Here is a 15388-nt window from a genome sequence, read left to right as displayed (position 1 = left end):
CCAGGGGGCGGGCGGGCCCGGCCCCCAGGCGGCGGGCCGGGCGTCCCCGGTGGTGCGAGGGCCAGGGGTATGCCGGTCAGGGGGCCGCGGGCCCGGCGCCGCGCGTCGAGCCCGTCTCGGTGACCGTGCGGACGCCCCCCGTCGAGGGCGGACCGACGACCGACGCGGAGGACGCGCCCAGGGTCGGCGGAGCGGCCGTGGGTGTGCGGGTGGGGCTGGCGGTGGGGCGCCCGGTCGGCGAGGGCCGACCCGGGGTGGTGGTCGGCCGCGCCGTGGTCGGGCCGGGGGTGGGCGCAGGCGTCGTGGGGACGCTGGTCGGGTCCGTGGGGCGCGGGGTGGTCGTGGGCCGACCGTGCCCACGGTCGGTGGGGCTGGTCGTCGGCCTGCCCTGGCCCCCGCCGTGGCCCGGCCTGGTGCGGGGGCCCGCCGGCGCCGGCTCGGTCGGAGGGGTGGCTGCCCCGTCCGACGGCTGCGCCCCGGTGTCCTGGGACCCCCGGGGTGGTACCCCGACGGCGGAGGACCGGTCGGTCTCCAGCGTCTCCCCCGCACCGCGACCGGGGGACGACGCGCGGTCCGGGCCCCGGCCGGACTCACCCTCGGAGCTGGGGGCGGGCCGCGCGAGGACAGCAGGTTCGACGTCGGAGCCCAGGCCATGGCGGACCGTCGCCAGCAGCGTACGGTCCCCGTCGTCGAGCAGGCTGGGATCCCGACCCACCTGGGCCTCGATCAGCGCGACCACCGCGGCGGCGCCGTCCCGGTCACCCGCGACGAGCCGCTGCTGGGCGAGCACGAGGGCGCGCCGGACCGCGTGGCCGTCGCCCAGCGAGGAGGTGGGCAGGTCTGCGGTCGCGAGGACGGCGGGGTCGACGGGGCGCGGCGCGGCGATCCCCTGCTCGACGGCGCGGTGGGCCTTGGACATGAACCCGCCCAGCCCGCCTCCGGTGGCCGCGGCGGCGACCGCTCCACCGCCGAGCACGAGGGCAGCCACGCCGGCGGCGACCCCGACGCGCGACACCAGCACGGTGCGCCGCGAGGGGGCGTAGATCTCCTCCGGCCGCAGGTCCGGCGGCAGGTTCTCGTCGAGCTGGTCCACCCACCCGCCGAGGAGTCCGGTGACCGGGTCGGCGAGCAGGCTGGCGTCCAGCGCCCGGGCACCCAGGGTGTCGAGCAGCTCGTCGTCGGCCTGTATGGCGGTCAGGTCCGGGTCGCCGGGGACGAGGGACAGGGCGGGGCGGGGACCCGTCGACGGCGGGGACATCAGACGTCACCACCGTCGAGCGAGGAGCTCGCCCCCGCGAGGGCGCGCAGCCGGTTCAGGGCGCGGTGCTGGGCGACCCGCACGGCGCCGGCGGACAGGCCCATGGCGGCACCCACCTCGTCCGCGCTCATCCCGACGGCGACCCGCAGGGTGAGGATCTCCCGCTGGCTGGGGGTGAGCCGGTCGAGCAGCGCGTTGACCTGGGTGGAGCGCTCGGCCTCCAGGACGCCCGCCAGCGGATCCGCTTCCTCGTCGGGGCGGTCGGGCAGCTCGTCGGTCAGGACCGGGCCGCCGAGGGTGCCACGCATGGTGTCGGCCACCTTGCGGGAGGCGATGCCGTAGACGAAGGCCTCGAAGGGCAGACCACGGTCCTCGTATCGGGGCAACGAGCGCAGCACGGCGACACACACCTCCTGTGCGGCGTCGTCGGCGGCCTGGATCCCTCCGGGAAGGCCACCGAGGCGGGCACGGCAGTAGCGGAAGGCGATGCGTCGCACGTCGGTCAGCACCGCCTGCAGGGCGGCGGGCTCACCTCCGGCCGCCGCCGACACGAGCTCGGCGGAGCGCAGGGCGACACCCGAGGGTGACATCGGTGCTCCCTCGTCGGGCGTTACAGCCTCGGGCACGCCATCCCCCCTCACTGCCTCAGCAGCGCCCGGCACGACACTGCCCGGCGCCTGGGTACGCGCCGCTCAAGCGTAGTGGCAGCGGGCCGGCACGACCACGGAAGCCGGCGAAGAGGCGCAGATCACAGTCTGCGCCTCCGGCGGCGGGGATTCGCACCGGACGGAGCGTTTCAGCTGATCAGGCCCGAGCGGTAGGCGATGGCGACGGCGTGGGCACGGTCCGACGCGTCCAGCTTGCGGAACAACCGACGGGCGTGCGTTTTGATGGTGTCCTCGGTGAGGTAGAGCTCGGCGCCGATCTCGGCGTTGCTCTGCCCCTGGCTCATGCCCCGCAGGACCTCGAGCTCCCGGGCGGTCAGGGTGGCGGGGGCTCCGGCCAGCGGTCCCCCGCGGTGCGCCCGTGGCATGGCCTCGCCGATGAACGGCGCGAGGGCCACGGCGAGCTCCTCCCGGGTGGAGTCCTTCATGACGTAGCCCTTGGCGCCGTAGCTCAGGGCTCGGGCGACCCCGTCGATGTCCTCGGCCAGGGTCATCATCATGACCTGCGCGTTGGGGCGCAGCGCGAGGAGGCGCTTCACGGCGTCGAGGCCGCCCATGCCCGGCATGCGCAGGTCCGTGAGCGTCAGGGTGGGCTGCTCGGTCGCGTACTTCGCGAGCAGCTCCTCTCCTGAGGAGGCACCACACACCCGGGTCACCCCGGGCAGCGAGCCGATGCGCCGCATCATGACCTCACGAGTGAGCGGCGCGTCGTCGCACACCATGACGACTGTCATCTACTGCCTCCGGTCGGGTTAACGTCAACTACCAAGAGTTATCTTGGCTCACCGCTGCGTCAAATTCAGCCATTTCCGGATGATGACGCACCTCTCCCCGACGGTGAGGTTACCCGCAGGTCCGAGCACTGTCCGCCATATGCCACATTTCCGCCCAACCCGCACACCCGTGACACGTTTCGGCACGGAGTGTGACCAAAGACATCGCGCGACCTCGCGGCGTCAGCACCTGCGGGCGCCACCACCGACACCGGTCGTCGGGCGTCCCGCGCCGCCGACCCGGGCCTCAGGGCTGCTCGGGTGGCGGACAGCTGGCCGCCTCGACCGCCCGGACCAGGTCCGTCATACCGCCGGAGTGCCCGGCCCACCGGACCCAGCCCTCGCCCCAGTGCAGCTGCTCGCCGACGCCGGCCACCTGACGGAGCCGACCTGCGAGCTGCGCCGCGACCTGGTCGTCGGGCACCTGGAGCACGAGAACCCCTGCCGGCGCCCCCGACACCGCCCGGATCGCCGTGGCGGCACCGGCGCCCAGTCCCAGCACGGAGGCGTGGATCGACCGCTCGGCCAGAGCCGCCAGGAGCAGCGCCTCGGCTGCCGGATCCTGGTGACCCGGCAGCGAGCACAGATAGACAGGGACGAGGTTGCGCGGGGCGCGGCCGAGACGGACGTCGCCCACGGCGCCCACCACCGCGGTGGACAGGAGGGCGTCCCCGCGCGCCTGCGCCTCGCGGTGCAGCCGCCACAGGGCGGCGCGGGCCGGCAGCACCCGCTCGTCCCACGTGCGCGCCGCGCCGAGGTCGCGCAGGGCGATCCGGAGCAAGGAGATGGTGCCGCGGGCGTCGGCGTTGCCCAGGGTACCGAGAAGGGTCTTGACGACGGGAGCCACGTCACCGACGTAGGCCCGCTCCTGCATCGGCCGTCGGTCCGAGCGCAGGGCCGCCGTCGGGGTCAGCTCCCCGACGGGGTGCCCGACGCCGGGAGTGGCCGCCAGCTCGTCGAGGGTCGCGGTCATGGCGCGCGTCGCGGCGTCCCGGGACGTCATGCCGGACTGGGTGAGGGAGCGCATGTAGCGCAGGCGTGCGACGTCGGTCTCGGAGTAACGACGATGCAGACCCGAGCGGTGCCCGGACGGCTCGAGCCCGTAGCGGCGGGCCCACGTGCGCAAGGTCGACGGCGCCACTCCGACGAGCCGGGCCACCACCGCCACCGTCAGGCTTCCGGAGCCCCCAGACCGCTGGAGCCCTTCACTGGTCACGCCCATCGTCTCCCGCACCCCGTTTCCCGACCGGACCGGAGCCGGTCGTCCCCCGAGCAAAGCGCCCCGACGAGATTCGCGCCAGCGGTAGCCCCGAGGACCACTCGGACGCCCACAATGTCACTGTGCGACACTGGATTTGACGTGGCGTAGCGACTTGTTATGCAGACAAGGTGCCCAGGAGGTAAACGCCAGGAGATCTGTTCCACAACCCCTTGTCTACGAGCACTCACGCTGGGTACGGTCATCGCGACAGACCGACACGCCGATGCCGATGTCACGTCAGCAGCTCGACGGGGAGCAGTGTGCCCATGAGTATGCCCGGGCACTCATCTGTATGCGATCGATGATCGCTAGGTGATTGACCGGGTGCCAGCCGTGACTCCACCGGCCGACCTCTGACGAGGAGCTCTCGATGGCCGAGATCAGCCGACTGCCCGGGCCCGTTGCAGACCAGTGGGACTGGCAGCTGCAGGGTTCCTGCCGGCGGGAGAACCCTGACGTGTTCTTCCACCCCGAGGGGGAGCGCGGTCCCGCCCGTCGCAACCGGGACGGTGCCGCCAAGGCGGTCTGCATCGCCTGCCCGGTCCTGGAGCAGTGCCGCGAGCACGCCCTGCGCGTGCGCGAGCCGTACGGCGTCTGGGGCGGGATGACCGAGGACGAGCGCGAGTCCTACTACAGCAGCGCTAGCGCCATCGCCTGACGGCCGCGCCTCTCGCCCCGGCAACGTCGCCGGCAGGACAGCCCGCTCGCCCGATTCCCCACCCATCAGGGGCACCGGGCGTGGGCCGCGTCGGCGCCCACCGCGCCGCCACGGAGGCGCCCACCCCGTGCGGGGTGGGCGCCTCCGTGCGTCATACGTCCTGGAGCCCAGGACGGTGGGTCAACCTCAGTGGCCGTGCCCGTGGCCGTGCCCGCCGGCGGGGGCCGGAGCCTCCTCCTCGGGCTTCTCGACGACCAGGGTGTCGGTCGTCAGCACCATGGAGGCGATGGACGCGGCGTTGCGCAGCGCGGAGCGGGTGACCTTGACCGGGTCGATGACGCCGGCCGCGACCAGGTCGACGTACTCCCCCGTGGCGGCGTCCAGGCCCTTGCCCGGCTCCAGGTCGCCGACCTTGGAGACCGCGACATAGCCCTCGAGCCCGGCGTTCTCGGCGATCCAACGCAGCGGCTCGGCCGCAGCCTTGCGCACGATGGCGGCGCCGGTGGCCTCGTCGCCGTCGAGCTGCAGCTCGTCGAGCACCCGCACGGCGTGGACGAGGGCGGAGCCGCCACCGGCGACGATGCCCTCCTCGATGGCTGCGCGGGTCGCGGAGATCGCGTCCTCGATGCGGTGCTTCTTCTCCTTGAGCTCGACCTCGGTGTGCGCACCGACCTTGATCACGCAGACGCCGCCGGCGAGCTTGGCGAGGCGCTCCTGGAGCTTCTCGCGGTCCCAGTCGGAGTCGGTGCGGCCGATCTCGGCCTTGATCTCGGCGACGCGCCCCTCGACGGCGCCCTGGTCGCCGGAGCCGTCGATGATCGTCGTGTCGTCCTTGGAGACGACGACACGGCGGGCCTGGCCCAGCACGTCCAGGCCGACCTGGTCGAGCTTGAGGCCGACCTCCTCGGCGACGACCTGGCCGCCGGTGAGGATGGCGATGTCGGCGAGCATGGCCTTGCGGCGGTCGCCGAAGCCGGGAGCCTTGACGGCCACGACGTTGAAGGTGCCGCGGATCTTGTTGACCACCAGGGTCGACAGCGCCTCGCCGTCGATGTCCTCGGCGATGATCAGCAGCGGCTTGCCGGCCTGGACGACCTTCTCCAGCAGCGGGAGCACGTCGGCGATGGCCGAGATCTTGCCTTGGTTGACCAGGACGTAGGCGTCCTCGAGGACGGCCTCCATGCGCTCCGGGTCGGAGACGAAGTACGGCGAGATGTAGCCCTTGTCGAACTGCATGCCCTCGGTGAACTCCAGCTCGGTGCTGGCGGTCGAGGACTCCTCGACGGTGATGACGCCGTCCTTGCCGACCTTGTCGAAGGCCTCGGCGATGAGCTGGCCGATCTCCTGGGACTGGGCGGACAGGGACGCGACGGCCGCGACCTCCTCCTTGCCGGAGACCTCGCGGGCGTTGGCGAGCAGGCGCTCGGACACGGCGTCGACGGCCTTGTCCATGCCGCGCTTGACGCCGGCCGGGGCAGCGCCCGCGGCGACGTTGCGCAGGCCCTCCTTGACCATGGCCTGCGCCAGGACGGTCGCGGTGGTGGTGCCGTCGCCGGCGATGTCGTTGGTCTTGGTGGCGACCTCCTTGGCGAGCTGGGCGCCGAGGTTCTCGTAGGGGTCCTCCAGCTCGACCTCGCGGGCGATGGTGACACCGTCGTTGGTGATCGTGGGGGCGCCCCACTTCTTGTCGATGACGACGTTGCGGCCCTTGGGGCCGAGCGTCACCTTGACGGCGTTGGCGAGGGCGTCGACACCGCGCTCCAGGGACTTGCGAGCGGCGTCGTTGAACTCAAGCGTCTTGGCCATGAGATTCCTTCTGTCTGGTCACGGGTATGACGTGTGCCCCGGCCGGGCCCCGAGGGGCGCGCAGCCGGGGCACACGTGAGAAGTGCTGGTGCGAGCGGACGCTCAGCCGACGATCGCGAGGACGTCGCGGGCGCTCAGGATGAGGTACTCCTCGCCGCCGAGCTTGACCTCGGTGCCGCCGTACTTGGAGTAGATGACCTTGTCGCCGACGTTGACGTCCATCGGGACGCGGTTGCCCTTGTCGTCGATGCGGCCCGGACCGATGGCCAGGACCTCGCCCTCCTGGGGCTTCTCCTTGGCGGTGTCCGGGATGACCAGACCGGACGCGGTGGTCTGCTCGGCCTCGACGGACTTGACGACGATGCGGTCCTCGAGCGGCTTGATGGAAACCGACACTGTGGTGACCTCCCCTTCGTGGGAATGTCGAACGTGGACAGATGGTGGCCCCCGGCCGTGCGCCACCGGGCTGGGCACCGCCGTCGCGGGGGTCGGCGCCTGGGCTCGCTGGTTAGCACTTGGTGGTCGAGAGTGCTAACACTCAATCTAGGAAGACCCTGGCACTCGGTCAAGTCGAGTGCCAGCGCGTCCCGGTGGTGCGTCAGGATGAGGTCATGGACCTGGAGACCGCCCACCTGCTCGTGTCCCCCGAGGCCACGGAGCTGCTGCGCAGCCTGCCGGTGTATGACGACCGCCAGGCCCTCGCCCTCGCCACCCGGCTGCGGGCGGCCGGACACTCCCCCGAGCTGACCGCGGCGGTGCTGCACCAGTCCGCCCTGCGCGCCCGCGGCCGCGCCAAGCTCGGCGACGCGGTGGACGCGCTGCTGCTCACCGACGACGGGCTGGAGCAGGCGACCCGCCCGCAGGTGGCCCGCCACCACGCGCAGCGCCTGCGCTCCGCGGACGTCGCCCTGGTCCACGACCTGGGCTGCGGCCTCGGCCTGGACGCCCGCGCCCTGGTCGAGGCCGGGCTGGCGGTCCGCGCGGTCGACGCCGACCCGGCGACGGCGGTGCTCGCGGCCCACAACCTCGCCGCCGTGCCCGGCACCGGCGACCAGGTCCCGCCGGAGGTGGCCTGCGCCCGGGCGGAGGACGTGGACCTGACCGTCGGTCTCGCGGGCCCGGCGCAGCCGGGAGCGGCTGCGGGACGGCGCACGGCCGTGTGGCTCGACCCGGCCCGCCGCACCCCCGGGGTCGCCGACGTCACCGGACGGACCCGCCGGACCTGGCGGCTCGACGACCTCGCCCCCTCCTGGGAGCTCGTGCGGTCCCTCGCCGGGCAGGCGGCCGCGGCGGGGGCCAAGCTGTCGCCGGCCTTCCCCCACGCCGCGATCCCGGACGGCGCCGAGGCGCAGTGGGTCTCGTGGCGCGGCGAGGTCGTCGAGTGCTGCCTGTGGTGGGGGGACGCGGTGGAGCGCGCAGGCCGGACGGCGCTCGTCCTGTCCGCGGCCGGGTCGGCGCTGCTCACCGAGAACGACGCCGACACCGCCTGGGCCACAGGCGATCTCGCGGAGTGGGTCTACGAGCCGGACCGGGCCGTCATCCGCGCCGGCCTGGTGGGGGCGCTGGAGCGGGCCGTCGGGGGCCCGGAGCTGGACCCCGGGGTCGGCTACGTCACCTCGTCCGTCGAGCGAGACCTGCCGTGGGCCAGGCGGTTTCGGGTGCTGGAGTCGCTCCCTCTGCAGGAGAAGATGATCCGCGCCCACCTGCGCAAGATCGGCTGCGGGACCGTGACGCTCAAGAAGCGCGGCGTCGACGTCGATCCCGACCGGTTGCGAAGGTCGCTGCGGCTCAAGGGGTCCGGGAGCGCCACCCTGATCCTGACGCGGCACGCGGGCCGTCCGGTGGCACTGCACGTCGAGCCGACCTGAGACCCGCAGGTCCCCCCTGGTCGTCGAGTCCTCGCGCCGCACCTTCCCGACCGGCCCGGTCGTCGGCGCGGGCGAGCTCGTAGGCCGGGCCCGGGTCCTCGGGCGTCGTGCCGCACAGCGCCTCGACGCGGGCGACCGTGGGCCCGGGGTCGGCGGGGTCGCCGTCCCGCCATACCTGCAGCAGGATCTCGGCCGACCGGTCGGGCTCGGGGGTCGCCGTCACGTCGCCACGGTGGCACAGCGCTCCCGGCACCGCAGCCCGGGCATCGACGCAGTGAGGACCCTCAGAGCAGGGCGTCGCGCTGGGCGCCGGCGTGCTGCACCGCGTCGGCCCCGGCCTGCAGCGCGGCGGCGACGGCCTCCTCGCGCGTGTCGCCGAGCGCCAGCCGCGCCGCCAGGGCCCCGCAGAAGGCATCGCCGGCGCCGGTGGTGTCCACGACCCGCTCGGCGGGAACCCGCACGGCCGGGTGCTCGATGCCGTTCCAGGCGCACCCGGCGGCCCCGAAGGTGACGAGCAACGACGCCGGGAAGGCCCCGTCGTCGGCCAGCTCCAGGGCCTCGTGCTCGTTGACGACGAGGGGATCGGCCGCCTCGACCACGTGGTGCGGCAGGTGGGCGTAAGGGGCGGCGTTGAGGACCACCCGGACGTCCCGCGAAGCGATGCGGCGGACGGCCTCGGCCACGGTCTCGATGGGCACCTCCAGGCTCACCAGCAGGACGTCGCCCGCCGCCATGGTGTCCAGGGCGGCCGTGTGGTGCGGCGCCAGCTCGGCGTTGGCCCCGGGAGCCACGACGATCTGGTTGGCGCCGACCTCGTCCACCGTGACGAAGGCCTGCCCGGTGGCCTCGCCCTCGACGACCCTCAGGTGGCTCACGTCGATCCCCTTGTCGTGCAGCCGGTCCCGGTATGCCACGCCAGGCTCGTCGGCACCGATGGCGCCCATCATGACGACCTCGGCGCCCTGCGCGGCAGCGGCGACCGCCTGGTTGCCACCCTTGCCGCCCGCCGTACGTCGTACGGTGCCTCCGACGACCGTCTCCCCCGACCGGGGCAGCCGGCTGACCGGGACGGTGAGATCGACGTTGAGGGACCCGAGGACGTAGACGCGGCTCATGGGACCATCCTCCCCCTGCCAGGGCAGATGTGGTGATCGCACGACTCGCGGTACGGTCTGCGCAATGTCAGACCTCACCCGCACCGCACGCCTGATCGCCGTCCTCACGACGATCGGGTCCCTGGCCAGCGCCTGCAGCGGTCCGCCGCCGGGGGGCGAGGGCGTGCGCCCCGCGCCCGCGACGGCGTCGTCCGCCGCCGGCTCCGACACCGGGGAGCAGGGCGCCACCACCCCGGGCGCGGCGCCTCCCCCGAGCCCGACCACCGCACCGACCACCGCGCCGACCACTCCGGCGACCACACCCGCGCGCCCCGCCCCGGCCGCCTGCGCGGCGACCCTGGTGGACCGGCTCACCCCGGCCCAGCGTGTCGGTCAGCTGGTGATGATCGGCATCAGCGCGGACGCCCGCCCCGAGGCCGAGCGGGCCGTCTCCGACCACGCGGTGGGCAACGCCTTCTACATCGGCGGGTGGCGGGACGTGGACACGGTGCGCCCGATCTCCGACGCCATGCAGGCGGCCGCCCGCCGCTCCGGCACCGGCCTGGGGCTGCTCGTGGCCGCCGACCAGGAGGGCGGCAAGGTGCAGCAGCTCAAGGGCAAGGGCTTCCCGCCCCTGCCGAGCGCCGTGCAGCAGGCCCGGCTCTCCCCCGACGAGCTGCGGTCCCTGGCGACCGGGCTGGGCCGCACCCTGGCCGCGGCGGGCGTCAACCTGGACCTGGCCCCGGTCACGGACACCGTCGATCCCCGCCTCGGCCGGGCCAACGAGCCGATCGGCCGCTGGGACCGGCAGTACTCCACCGACCCTCGGCGGGTCGGCCCGCTCATCAGCACGTTCATCACCGGGCTGCACGCCGCCGGGGTCGGCGCGACCGTCAAGCACTTCCCGGGCATCGGGCGGGTGCGGGCCAACACCGACTTCTCGGCCACCGGCATCGACGACCCGGTGATGACGGCCGAGGACCCCTACCTCGGCCCCTTCGCCGTCGGGATCGCGGCCGGCGCCGACGTGGTCATGGTCGCCACGGCCCGCTACCCGCGCATCGACCCCACGACGCACGCGGCCTTCTCCCGCCCGATCGTGACCGAGCTCCTGCGCAAGCGGCTCGGCTACCAGGGCGTGGTCGCGACGGACGACCTCGGAGTGGCCGCATCGGTGCGGTCCGTGCCGACCGGGGAGCGAGCCGTACGCTTCGTCCGCGCGGGGGGCGACCTCGCGCTCACCGGCATCGCCACGGACGGCCCGAAGATGACGGCGGCGCTGCTGGCCGAGGTCGGCAAGGACCCGGCCTTCGCCGCCCAGGTCCGGGCCGCCGCCATCAGGGTCGTCGACCTCAAGGTGCGGCGCGGTCTGGCCCGCTGCGGCTGAGACCCGACCGGGGGCGAGCCGAGTCCCGGCTCGCCCGGCCTTCCGGCGGTGACCGGGCGTCCGGTCGACGGCAACGTCCGGCACACCTCCTGGCGCCGGCCGGGTCGCTCAGGCCGAGACGACCGTGACGGGCATCGAGGAGTCGGCCGGCAGGCCCAGGTCGGAGGGCGTGCGCCCCCGCGCGACCATCTGGGCGCCGAGGGCCGCGACCATCGCGCCGTTGTCGGTGCACAGCCCCGGCCGCGGGACCCGCAGCCGGACCCCGGCCTTGTCGCACCTCTCCTGGGCCATCTCCCGCAACCGCGAGTTGGCCGCCACGCCGCCGCCGATGACCAGGTCGGTGGCGCCCTTCTCCCGGCAGGCCAGCAGCGCCTTGCGGGTGAGCACGTCGGTGACGGCCTCCTGGAAGCTCGCGGCCACGTCGGCCACCGGCACCGGCTCCCCGGCTTCCTGACGCGCCCGCACCCACCGGGTCACCGCGGTCTTGAGCCCGGAGAAGGAGTAGTCGTAGCGGTGTCGCTCCATGTCCTTGCCCGCTGTGAGCCCGCGGGGGAAGTCGATGACGATCTGCCCCTCGCGCGCGGAGCGGTCGATGATCGGGCCGCCCGGGAAGCCCAGGCCCAGCACCCGCGCGACCTTGTCGAAGGCCTCCCCCGCTGCGTCGTCGATGGTCTGCCCGACGTGCTGGACGTCGCCGGTGATGTCCGGGACGAAGAGCAGGTTGGAGTGACCCCCCGAGACGAGCAGCGCCATCGTCGGCTCGGGCAACGGTCCGTGCTGCACCACGTCCACGGCCACGTGCGACGCGAGGTGGTTGACGCCGTAGATCGGCTTGTCCAGCGCGACGGCGAGCGCCTTGGCCGCGGCGACCCCGACCAGGAGCGCCCCGGCCAGGCCGGGTCCCGAGGTCACGGCGATGGCGTCCAGGTCCTGCAGGGTGACCCCGGCCTCGGTGCAGGCGCGGCGGATCGTGGGGATCATCGCCTCCAGGTGGGCGCGTGACGCGACCTCGGGCACGACCCCGCCGAAGCGGGCGTGCTCGTCGACGCTGCTCGCGATGGCGTCGACGAGCAGCGTGTGGCCGCGGACGATCCCGACGCCGGTCTCGTCGCAGGAGGTCTCGATGCCGAGGACGAGCGGCTCGTCGGTGCGGGTCATGTCAGGTCTCCCTGGGTGGGCTGCGGATCGGGTCGTATGCCGGAGGCGGCGTCGGTCGCCCGGTGGTCCGGGGCCGGCTCGCCGGCGGCGAGGTGGCGGCGCATCACGAGCGCGTCGACGTCGCCGGGCTGGTAGTAGCGGCGGCGCACCGAGATGGTCTCGAAGCCGTGGGTCTCGTAGAGCGCCCGGGCCGGGGCGTTGTCGGCGCGGACCTCCAGCAGCAGCGCGCTCGCTCCCCCGGCCGTCGCCCGGGCGACCAGCTCGTGCAGCAGGCGCCGCCCGAGGCCCAGGCCGCGGGCGGCGGGTGCGACGGCGATGGTCATCACGTCGGCGACGTCCCCGCCGTGGTCGAGCCCGGCGTAGCCCACGACGCCGCCGCGGTCCGGGTCGTCCCAGACGACGTACTCCCGCCGGGGACGCCCGGCGAGCTCGGACCACCAGGTGGCCTCGGTCCATGCGTCCTGCGCGAAGGCCTCGAGCTCCAGCTCGGCGAGCCGCGGCAGGTCGCCCCAGGCCAGCTCGCGCAGCACTCAGACCACCGTGACGGGTGCGACGGACGGGACGGCGTCGGGGCGGCGCAGGTAGCGCGGGGTGGTGTCGGACAGGTCCTCGCCCGCGGCGAGGCGGCGCGCGGCCAGGTCGGCCAGCCATCCCGCGGAGACGTCGCGCGGGCTGCTGGGCGCGACGGCACCGAGCTCGGGATACAGGTGCGGGCCGCGACCGACGACGGGCCGTCCCCCCAGCTGCGGGGCGAGGTCGGCGGGGCGGCACACCACAGGCTCCCCCTCGCGCACCGGCAGCTCCCCGGACAGGTCGTAGCCCGCCCAGTAGACCTCCTTGCGGCGGGCGTCGGTCGCGACGACGAGCCGGCGCGGACCGTCGACGGTGGTCTGCCGGGCCTCGTGGGCGAGGGCGTCCAGCGAGCACAGCCCGTGGACCGGAAGGTCCAGGGCGAGGGCGAAGGTGCGGGCGCTGACGATGCCGACCCGCAGCCCGGTGAACGGGCCCGGCCCGGTGCCCACCACCACCGCGTCGACGTCGGCGGGGCGCAGGCCGGTCTGCTGCAGGACGGCCACGATGCCGGGGGCGACGAGCTCGCCGTGGGCCCGCGCGTCGAGCACGCTGCGCTCGGCGACGACCCGGTCGCCGTCGTGCAGGGCGACGCCGATGGCGCTGGTGGAGGTGTCGATGGCGAGCAGCACGCCCGGCAGTCTATCGTCGCCGCTCAGGCCGCCTGGTTGGTCACCCGCTCTCCGGCGACGGGCAGGACCCGGGCGAGCAGCGGCGTGACCGCGATCCCGACGACCGACGACGCGGCCAGGGCCAGCCAGACCGGCTCGTCACCGCGGCCCAGGAGCCAGGCGAACGCCGCCGGCCCGATGATGCCGGCGACGTTCCAGGACAGCTGGTAGGCCGACAGGTAGGTCCCCCGCAGCTCGGCGGGCCGGGAGTCCACCGCCACCGTGGAGAGCACCGGCCCGCCGAGAAGCTCGCCCAGGGTGTAGACCGCGACCGCGACCAGGACGACCGCGCTCGCCAGTCCCGCGCCGGCGCGCCCGGCCACCGCCAGCAGGCCGAAGCCCACCACGAAGGCCACCCCCGCCAGCGCGAGCACCCGGTGCCGGCGGTGGCCGGTCATCGCGCGCACCACCAGGCCCTGGCCGAGGCCGACCAGCACGGTGTTGAGGGTGTAGATCGCCCCGGTCACCCAGCCGGGCAGCTGGAGCCGGTCGGCGGCATACACCGGCATCGCGTAGTTGAGCGCCAGCCCGCACAGGGCATAACCGAGGTTGGCGACGAGCAGCACGGCGTAGGGGGCGTCCCGCAGCACCATGCCGAGACCGGCGAGGGGGTGCTGCCCGGCGGTGCGGGCGGGCGCCTGGACGGGCACGTCCGCCAGCAGGACGAGCGCGAGGGCGAAGGACACCGCGTTGGCGACGACCACGCCGTGGTAGGCCGTCGTCGTCCCCACGGCGATCACCAGCCCCGCCACCAGCCCGCCCACCGCGAAGCCGAGGTTGCGCAGGGCCCCCACGAAGCCGTACCACAGCTCCCGCTCGCCCTCGCGGGTGATGGCGGCCAGCATCGGCCCGAAGGAGCCCCAGAAGCACGCCTGACCCAGGGCGGCGAGGATGGTCACCGTCTGCATGCCGGCGACGTCGTGGACCAGCAGGAAGCCGGCATACGCCGTGGCCTGGATCGCGTTGGCCGCCAGCAGCATCGAGCGCGGCCCCAGCCGGTCCACGAGCTGTCCCACGAGGAGGACGACCGGCAGCGCCACGGCGGCGGCGATCGAGACGGCGGCCCCGACCTGCTCGAGCCGCAGGTCGGTGGTGCGCAGGAAGTAGAGCATCGACAGGGGCATGAAGACACCGGAGCCGATCGCGTCGACCGTGAGGGCGACGACGAACCGGCGGTGGTCGCCGACGGGCGGGAAACCGAAGTGACGCAGCATGTGCTCAGACTGCCTGCTGCCTCCGTGGCAGGGTCAACCGGATCGTGGGTGGACGGTGATGACGACGCGGGCCGGGCTGCGTCGACGCACGAGCCGCTCGACGAGCATGAAGCCGTGGAACTCGAGCCGGTGCTTGGCGGCGAGGATCGCCCGGGTGCGGGCGAGCAGCGCCGGATCCCGGTCCACCCGGGCGGTGGCGCGCACCGAGGGTGCGCCCGGCGCGACCCGGCCGCGGCGGTCGCAGGGCCGCAGGACGACGGCGTGGGTATGCCGCAGCCGCTTGGTCTTGCCCGTCCCGTCCGGGGTGAGCACGACCAGCTGCTCGCCGTCGCGGCCGATCCGGACCGGGGTGCTGACCGCCTCGCCGCTGCGACGGAAGGTGGTCAGGGACACGACATGCTCGTCACCCAACGTCAGGAGGTCCATACCCCGAGGGTACGACCTTACGCACCATTCGTCACTGACCATCACAAGAAGCACTACTTATAGCATCATATAGGCGCTAAAAGTAATAATATGTCCTCCTGCTGGGGGGAGGGCCATTGCGCCCGCGGACACGGCGGGTAACGATCGACCGACACCCCCAACATGAGGAGGCGCCGTGGAGCCAGCCGCGACCCGCAACACGCACCGCGGCAGGCCTCGCGAGGGGCGGGAGAGCCGGGACGGACGGGATGCACGCGATCCCCAGGACCCTCGGATCGACCCGTCAGGGGCCACCGCCGCCTATGGCGCGACGCGCAGCTACCGCACCACCTCCGTGCCGCTCGACGACGGCCACCGGGGCTCGGTGCACGACACCATGTCGAAGTACCTGCCTCCCGTGGACGAGGACTACTACCTGGCCGGCTCGCCCGACGAGCCGCGCACCGAGCTGATCCCGGTCTACCGCGACCCCGTGCGCCCGGGCACCTCCCCCGGCGGGAGCACCTGCCCCCGACCGGGCGGTCCTACGACGACCGCGACGGGAGCCCGCCCGGTGGCCCCGCTCTCACCGAGCTGATC

At 74.0% G+C, this 15388-nt stretch carries 16 protein-coding genes; 4 read left to right on the top strand and 12 right to left on the bottom strand.

What is annotated here, in order from left to right; translation table 11 throughout:
• Window positions 1-76: 76 nt before the first annotated feature.
• The 4 genes from MM438_RS03870 to MM438_RS03855 form a co-directional block, all read right to left on the bottom strand.
• Entirely contained in the window at window positions 77-1258 is a 1182-nt protein-coding gene (locus MM438_RS03870) for a hypothetical protein (protein WP_241451205.1), read from the bottom strand.
• The gene (shbA, locus tag MM438_RS03865) at window positions 1258-1848 is read right to left on the bottom strand and encodes an RNA polymerase sigma factor ShbA (RefSeq protein ID WP_241451204.1); all 591 of its coding nucleotides are present in this window, start codon (window positions 1846-1848) and stop codon (window positions 1258-1260) included. Before shbA ends, MM438_RS03870 begins: the two co-directional genes overlap by 1 nt.
• Before the next feature lie 206 nt (window positions 1849-2054).
• On the bottom strand, window positions 2055-2657 hold the full coding sequence (locus MM438_RS03860; protein ID WP_241451203.1) for a response regulator transcription factor: 603 nt from the start codon (window positions 2655-2657) through the stop codon (window positions 2055-2057).
• A gap of 286 nt (window positions 2658-2943) precedes the next feature.
• A complete protein-coding gene (locus tag MM438_RS03855; protein ID WP_241451202.1) occupies window positions 2944-3855 on the bottom strand; it encodes a MerR family transcriptional regulator in 912 nt (303 codons plus the stop codon).
• Between the two features lie 472 nt (window positions 3856-4327).
• Here MM438_RS03855 and MM438_RS03850 point away from each other — a divergent pair, with 472 nt between their 5' ends.
• Window positions 4328-4615: a WhiB family transcriptional regulator gene (locus MM438_RS03850; protein WP_241451201.1), complete on the top strand. Its 288-nt coding sequence runs from the start codon at window positions 4328-4330 to the stop codon at window positions 4613-4615.
• A 186-nt stretch (window positions 4616-4801) separates the two neighbouring features.
• Here MM438_RS03850 and groL read toward each other — a convergent pair whose 3' ends face one another.
• Together groL and groES are read right to left on the bottom strand one after the other, a co-directional pair.
• Window positions 4802-6421, bottom strand: coding sequence for a chaperonin GroEL (gene groL, locus MM438_RS03845; protein ID WP_241451200.1), 1620 nt, complete (start codon window positions 6419-6421; stop codon window positions 4802-4804).
• Window positions 6422-6523: 102 nt separating this feature from the next.
• A complete protein-coding gene (gene groES, locus MM438_RS03840; protein ID WP_241451199.1) occupies window positions 6524-6817 on the bottom strand; it encodes a co-chaperone GroES in 294 nt (97 codons plus the stop codon).
• Window positions 6818-7032: 215 nt separating this feature from the next.
• On the opposite strand from groES, the gene MM438_RS03835 reads away from it, so the two are divergent.
• Window positions 7033-8289, top strand: coding sequence for a class I SAM-dependent methyltransferase (locus MM438_RS03835; RefSeq protein WP_241451198.1), 1257 nt, complete (start codon window positions 7033-7035; stop codon window positions 8287-8289).
• A gap of 284 nt (window positions 8290-8573) precedes the next feature.
• On the opposite strand, the gene MM438_RS03830 is transcribed toward MM438_RS03835, so the two are convergent.
• Window positions 8574-9404 (bottom strand): PfkB family carbohydrate kinase, encoded by an 831-nt coding sequence (locus MM438_RS03830; RefSeq protein ID WP_241451197.1) that lies wholly within the window; start codon window positions 9402-9404, stop codon window positions 8574-8576.
• Window positions 9405-9468: 64 nt separating this feature from the next.
• Here MM438_RS03830 and MM438_RS03825 point away from each other — a divergent pair, with 64 nt between their 5' ends.
• Window positions 9469-10770 carry a glycoside hydrolase family 3 N-terminal domain-containing protein gene (locus tag MM438_RS03825; RefSeq protein ID WP_241451196.1) on the top strand — a complete coding sequence of 434 codons (1302 nt, stop codon included), beginning with the start codon at window positions 9469-9471 and terminating at the stop codon, window positions 10768-10770.
• 108 nt (window positions 10771-10878) lie between these two features.
• Here the strand turns inward: MM438_RS03825 and tsaD are convergent, their stop codons facing one another.
• Genes tsaD through MM438_RS03800 form a run of 5 tightly spaced genes read right to left on the bottom strand, consistent with a single transcriptional unit; the run spans window position 10879 to window position 14809 of the window.
• The gene (gene tsaD / locus MM438_RS03820) at window positions 10879-11928 is read right to left on the bottom strand and encodes a tRNA (adenosine(37)-N6)-threonylcarbamoyltransferase complex transferase subunit TsaD (protein WP_241451195.1); all 1050 of its coding nucleotides are present in this window, start codon (window positions 11926-11928) and stop codon (window positions 10879-10881) included.
• The gene (gene rimI / locus MM438_RS03815; protein ID WP_241451194.1) at window positions 11925-12458 is read right to left on the bottom strand and encodes a ribosomal protein S18-alanine N-acetyltransferase; all 534 of its coding nucleotides are present in this window, start codon (window positions 12456-12458) and stop codon (window positions 11925-11927) included. The genes tsaD and rimI overlap by 4 nt, the downstream gene beginning before the upstream one ends.
• Complete coding sequence (gene tsaB, locus MM438_RS03810; RefSeq protein ID WP_241451192.1) at window positions 12459-13130, bottom strand: tRNA (adenosine(37)-N6)-threonylcarbamoyltransferase complex dimerization subunit type 1 TsaB; 672 nt, start codon at window positions 13128-13130, stop codon at window positions 12459-12461. It lies immediately after the preceding gene.
• Between the two features lie 23 nt (window positions 13131-13153).
• Window positions 13154-14383, bottom strand: coding sequence for an MFS transporter (locus MM438_RS03805; protein ID WP_241451191.1), 1230 nt, complete (start codon window positions 14381-14383; stop codon window positions 13154-13156).
• A gap of 33 nt (window positions 14384-14416) precedes the next feature.
• Window positions 14417-14809, bottom strand: a complete 393-nt coding sequence (locus MM438_RS03800; protein WP_241451190.1) for a PPOX class F420-dependent oxidoreductase — start codon at window positions 14807-14809, stop codon at window positions 14417-14419.
• Window positions 14810-14984: 175 nt separating this feature from the next.
• Between MM438_RS03800 and MM438_RS03795 the strand changes: the two genes are divergently transcribed.
• Window positions 14985-15386: a hypothetical protein gene (locus tag MM438_RS03795; protein ID WP_241451188.1), complete on the top strand. Its 402-nt coding sequence runs from the start codon at window positions 14985-14987 to the stop codon at window positions 15384-15386.
• Window positions 15387-15388: the final 2 nt, after the last annotated feature.

It is taken from the genome of Arsenicicoccus dermatophilus (assembly GCF_022568795.1).
GTDB classification, from domain to species: Bacteria; Actinomycetota; Actinomycetes; order Actinomycetales; family Dermatophilaceae; genus Arsenicicoccus; species Arsenicicoccus dermatophilus.
The sequence above is the reverse complement of the archived record's forward strand: the minus strand, read 5'-3'. Positions and strand labels throughout refer to the sequence as shown.

Coding starts and splice junctions, on each gene's coding strand:
- MM438_RS03870 (WP_241451205.1), bottom strand. CDS start 1,258: ATGTCCCCGCCGTCGACGGGTCCCCGCCCCGCCCTGTCCCTCGTCCCC.
- shbA (WP_241451204.1), bottom strand. CDS start 1,848: ATGTCACCCTCGGGTGTCGCCCTGCGCTCCGCCGAGCTCGTGTCGGCG.
- MM438_RS03860 (WP_241451203.1), bottom strand. CDS start 2,657: ATGACAGTCGTCATGGTGTGCGACGACGCGCCGCTCACTCGTGAGGTC.
- MM438_RS03850 (WP_241451201.1), top strand. CDS start 4,328: ATGGCCGAGATCAGCCGACTGCCCGGGCCCGTTGCAGACCAGTGGGAC.
- groL (WP_241451200.1), bottom strand. CDS start 6,421: ATGGCCAAGACGCTTGAGTTCAACGACGCCGCTCGCAAGTCCCTGGAG.
- MM438_RS03835 (WP_241451198.1), top strand. CDS start 7,033: ATGGACCTGGAGACCGCCCACCTGCTCGTGTCCCCCGAGGCCACGGAG.
- MM438_RS03830 (WP_241451197.1), bottom strand. CDS start 9,404: ATGAGCCGCGTCTACGTCCTCGGGTCCCTCAACGTCGATCTCACCGTC.
- MM438_RS03825 (WP_241451196.1), top strand. CDS start 9,469: ATGTCAGACCTCACCCGCACCGCACGCCTGATCGCCGTCCTCACGACG.
- tsaD (WP_241451195.1), bottom strand. CDS start 11,928: ATGACCCGCACCGACGAGCCGCTCGTCCTCGGCATCGAGACCTCCTGC.
- MM438_RS03805 (WP_241451191.1), bottom strand. CDS start 14,383: ATGCTGCGTCACTTCGGTTTCCCGCCCGTCGGCGACCACCGCCGGTTC.
- MM438_RS03800 (WP_241451190.1), bottom strand. CDS start 14,809: ATGGACCTCCTGACGTTGGGTGACGAGCATGTCGTGTCCCTGACCACC.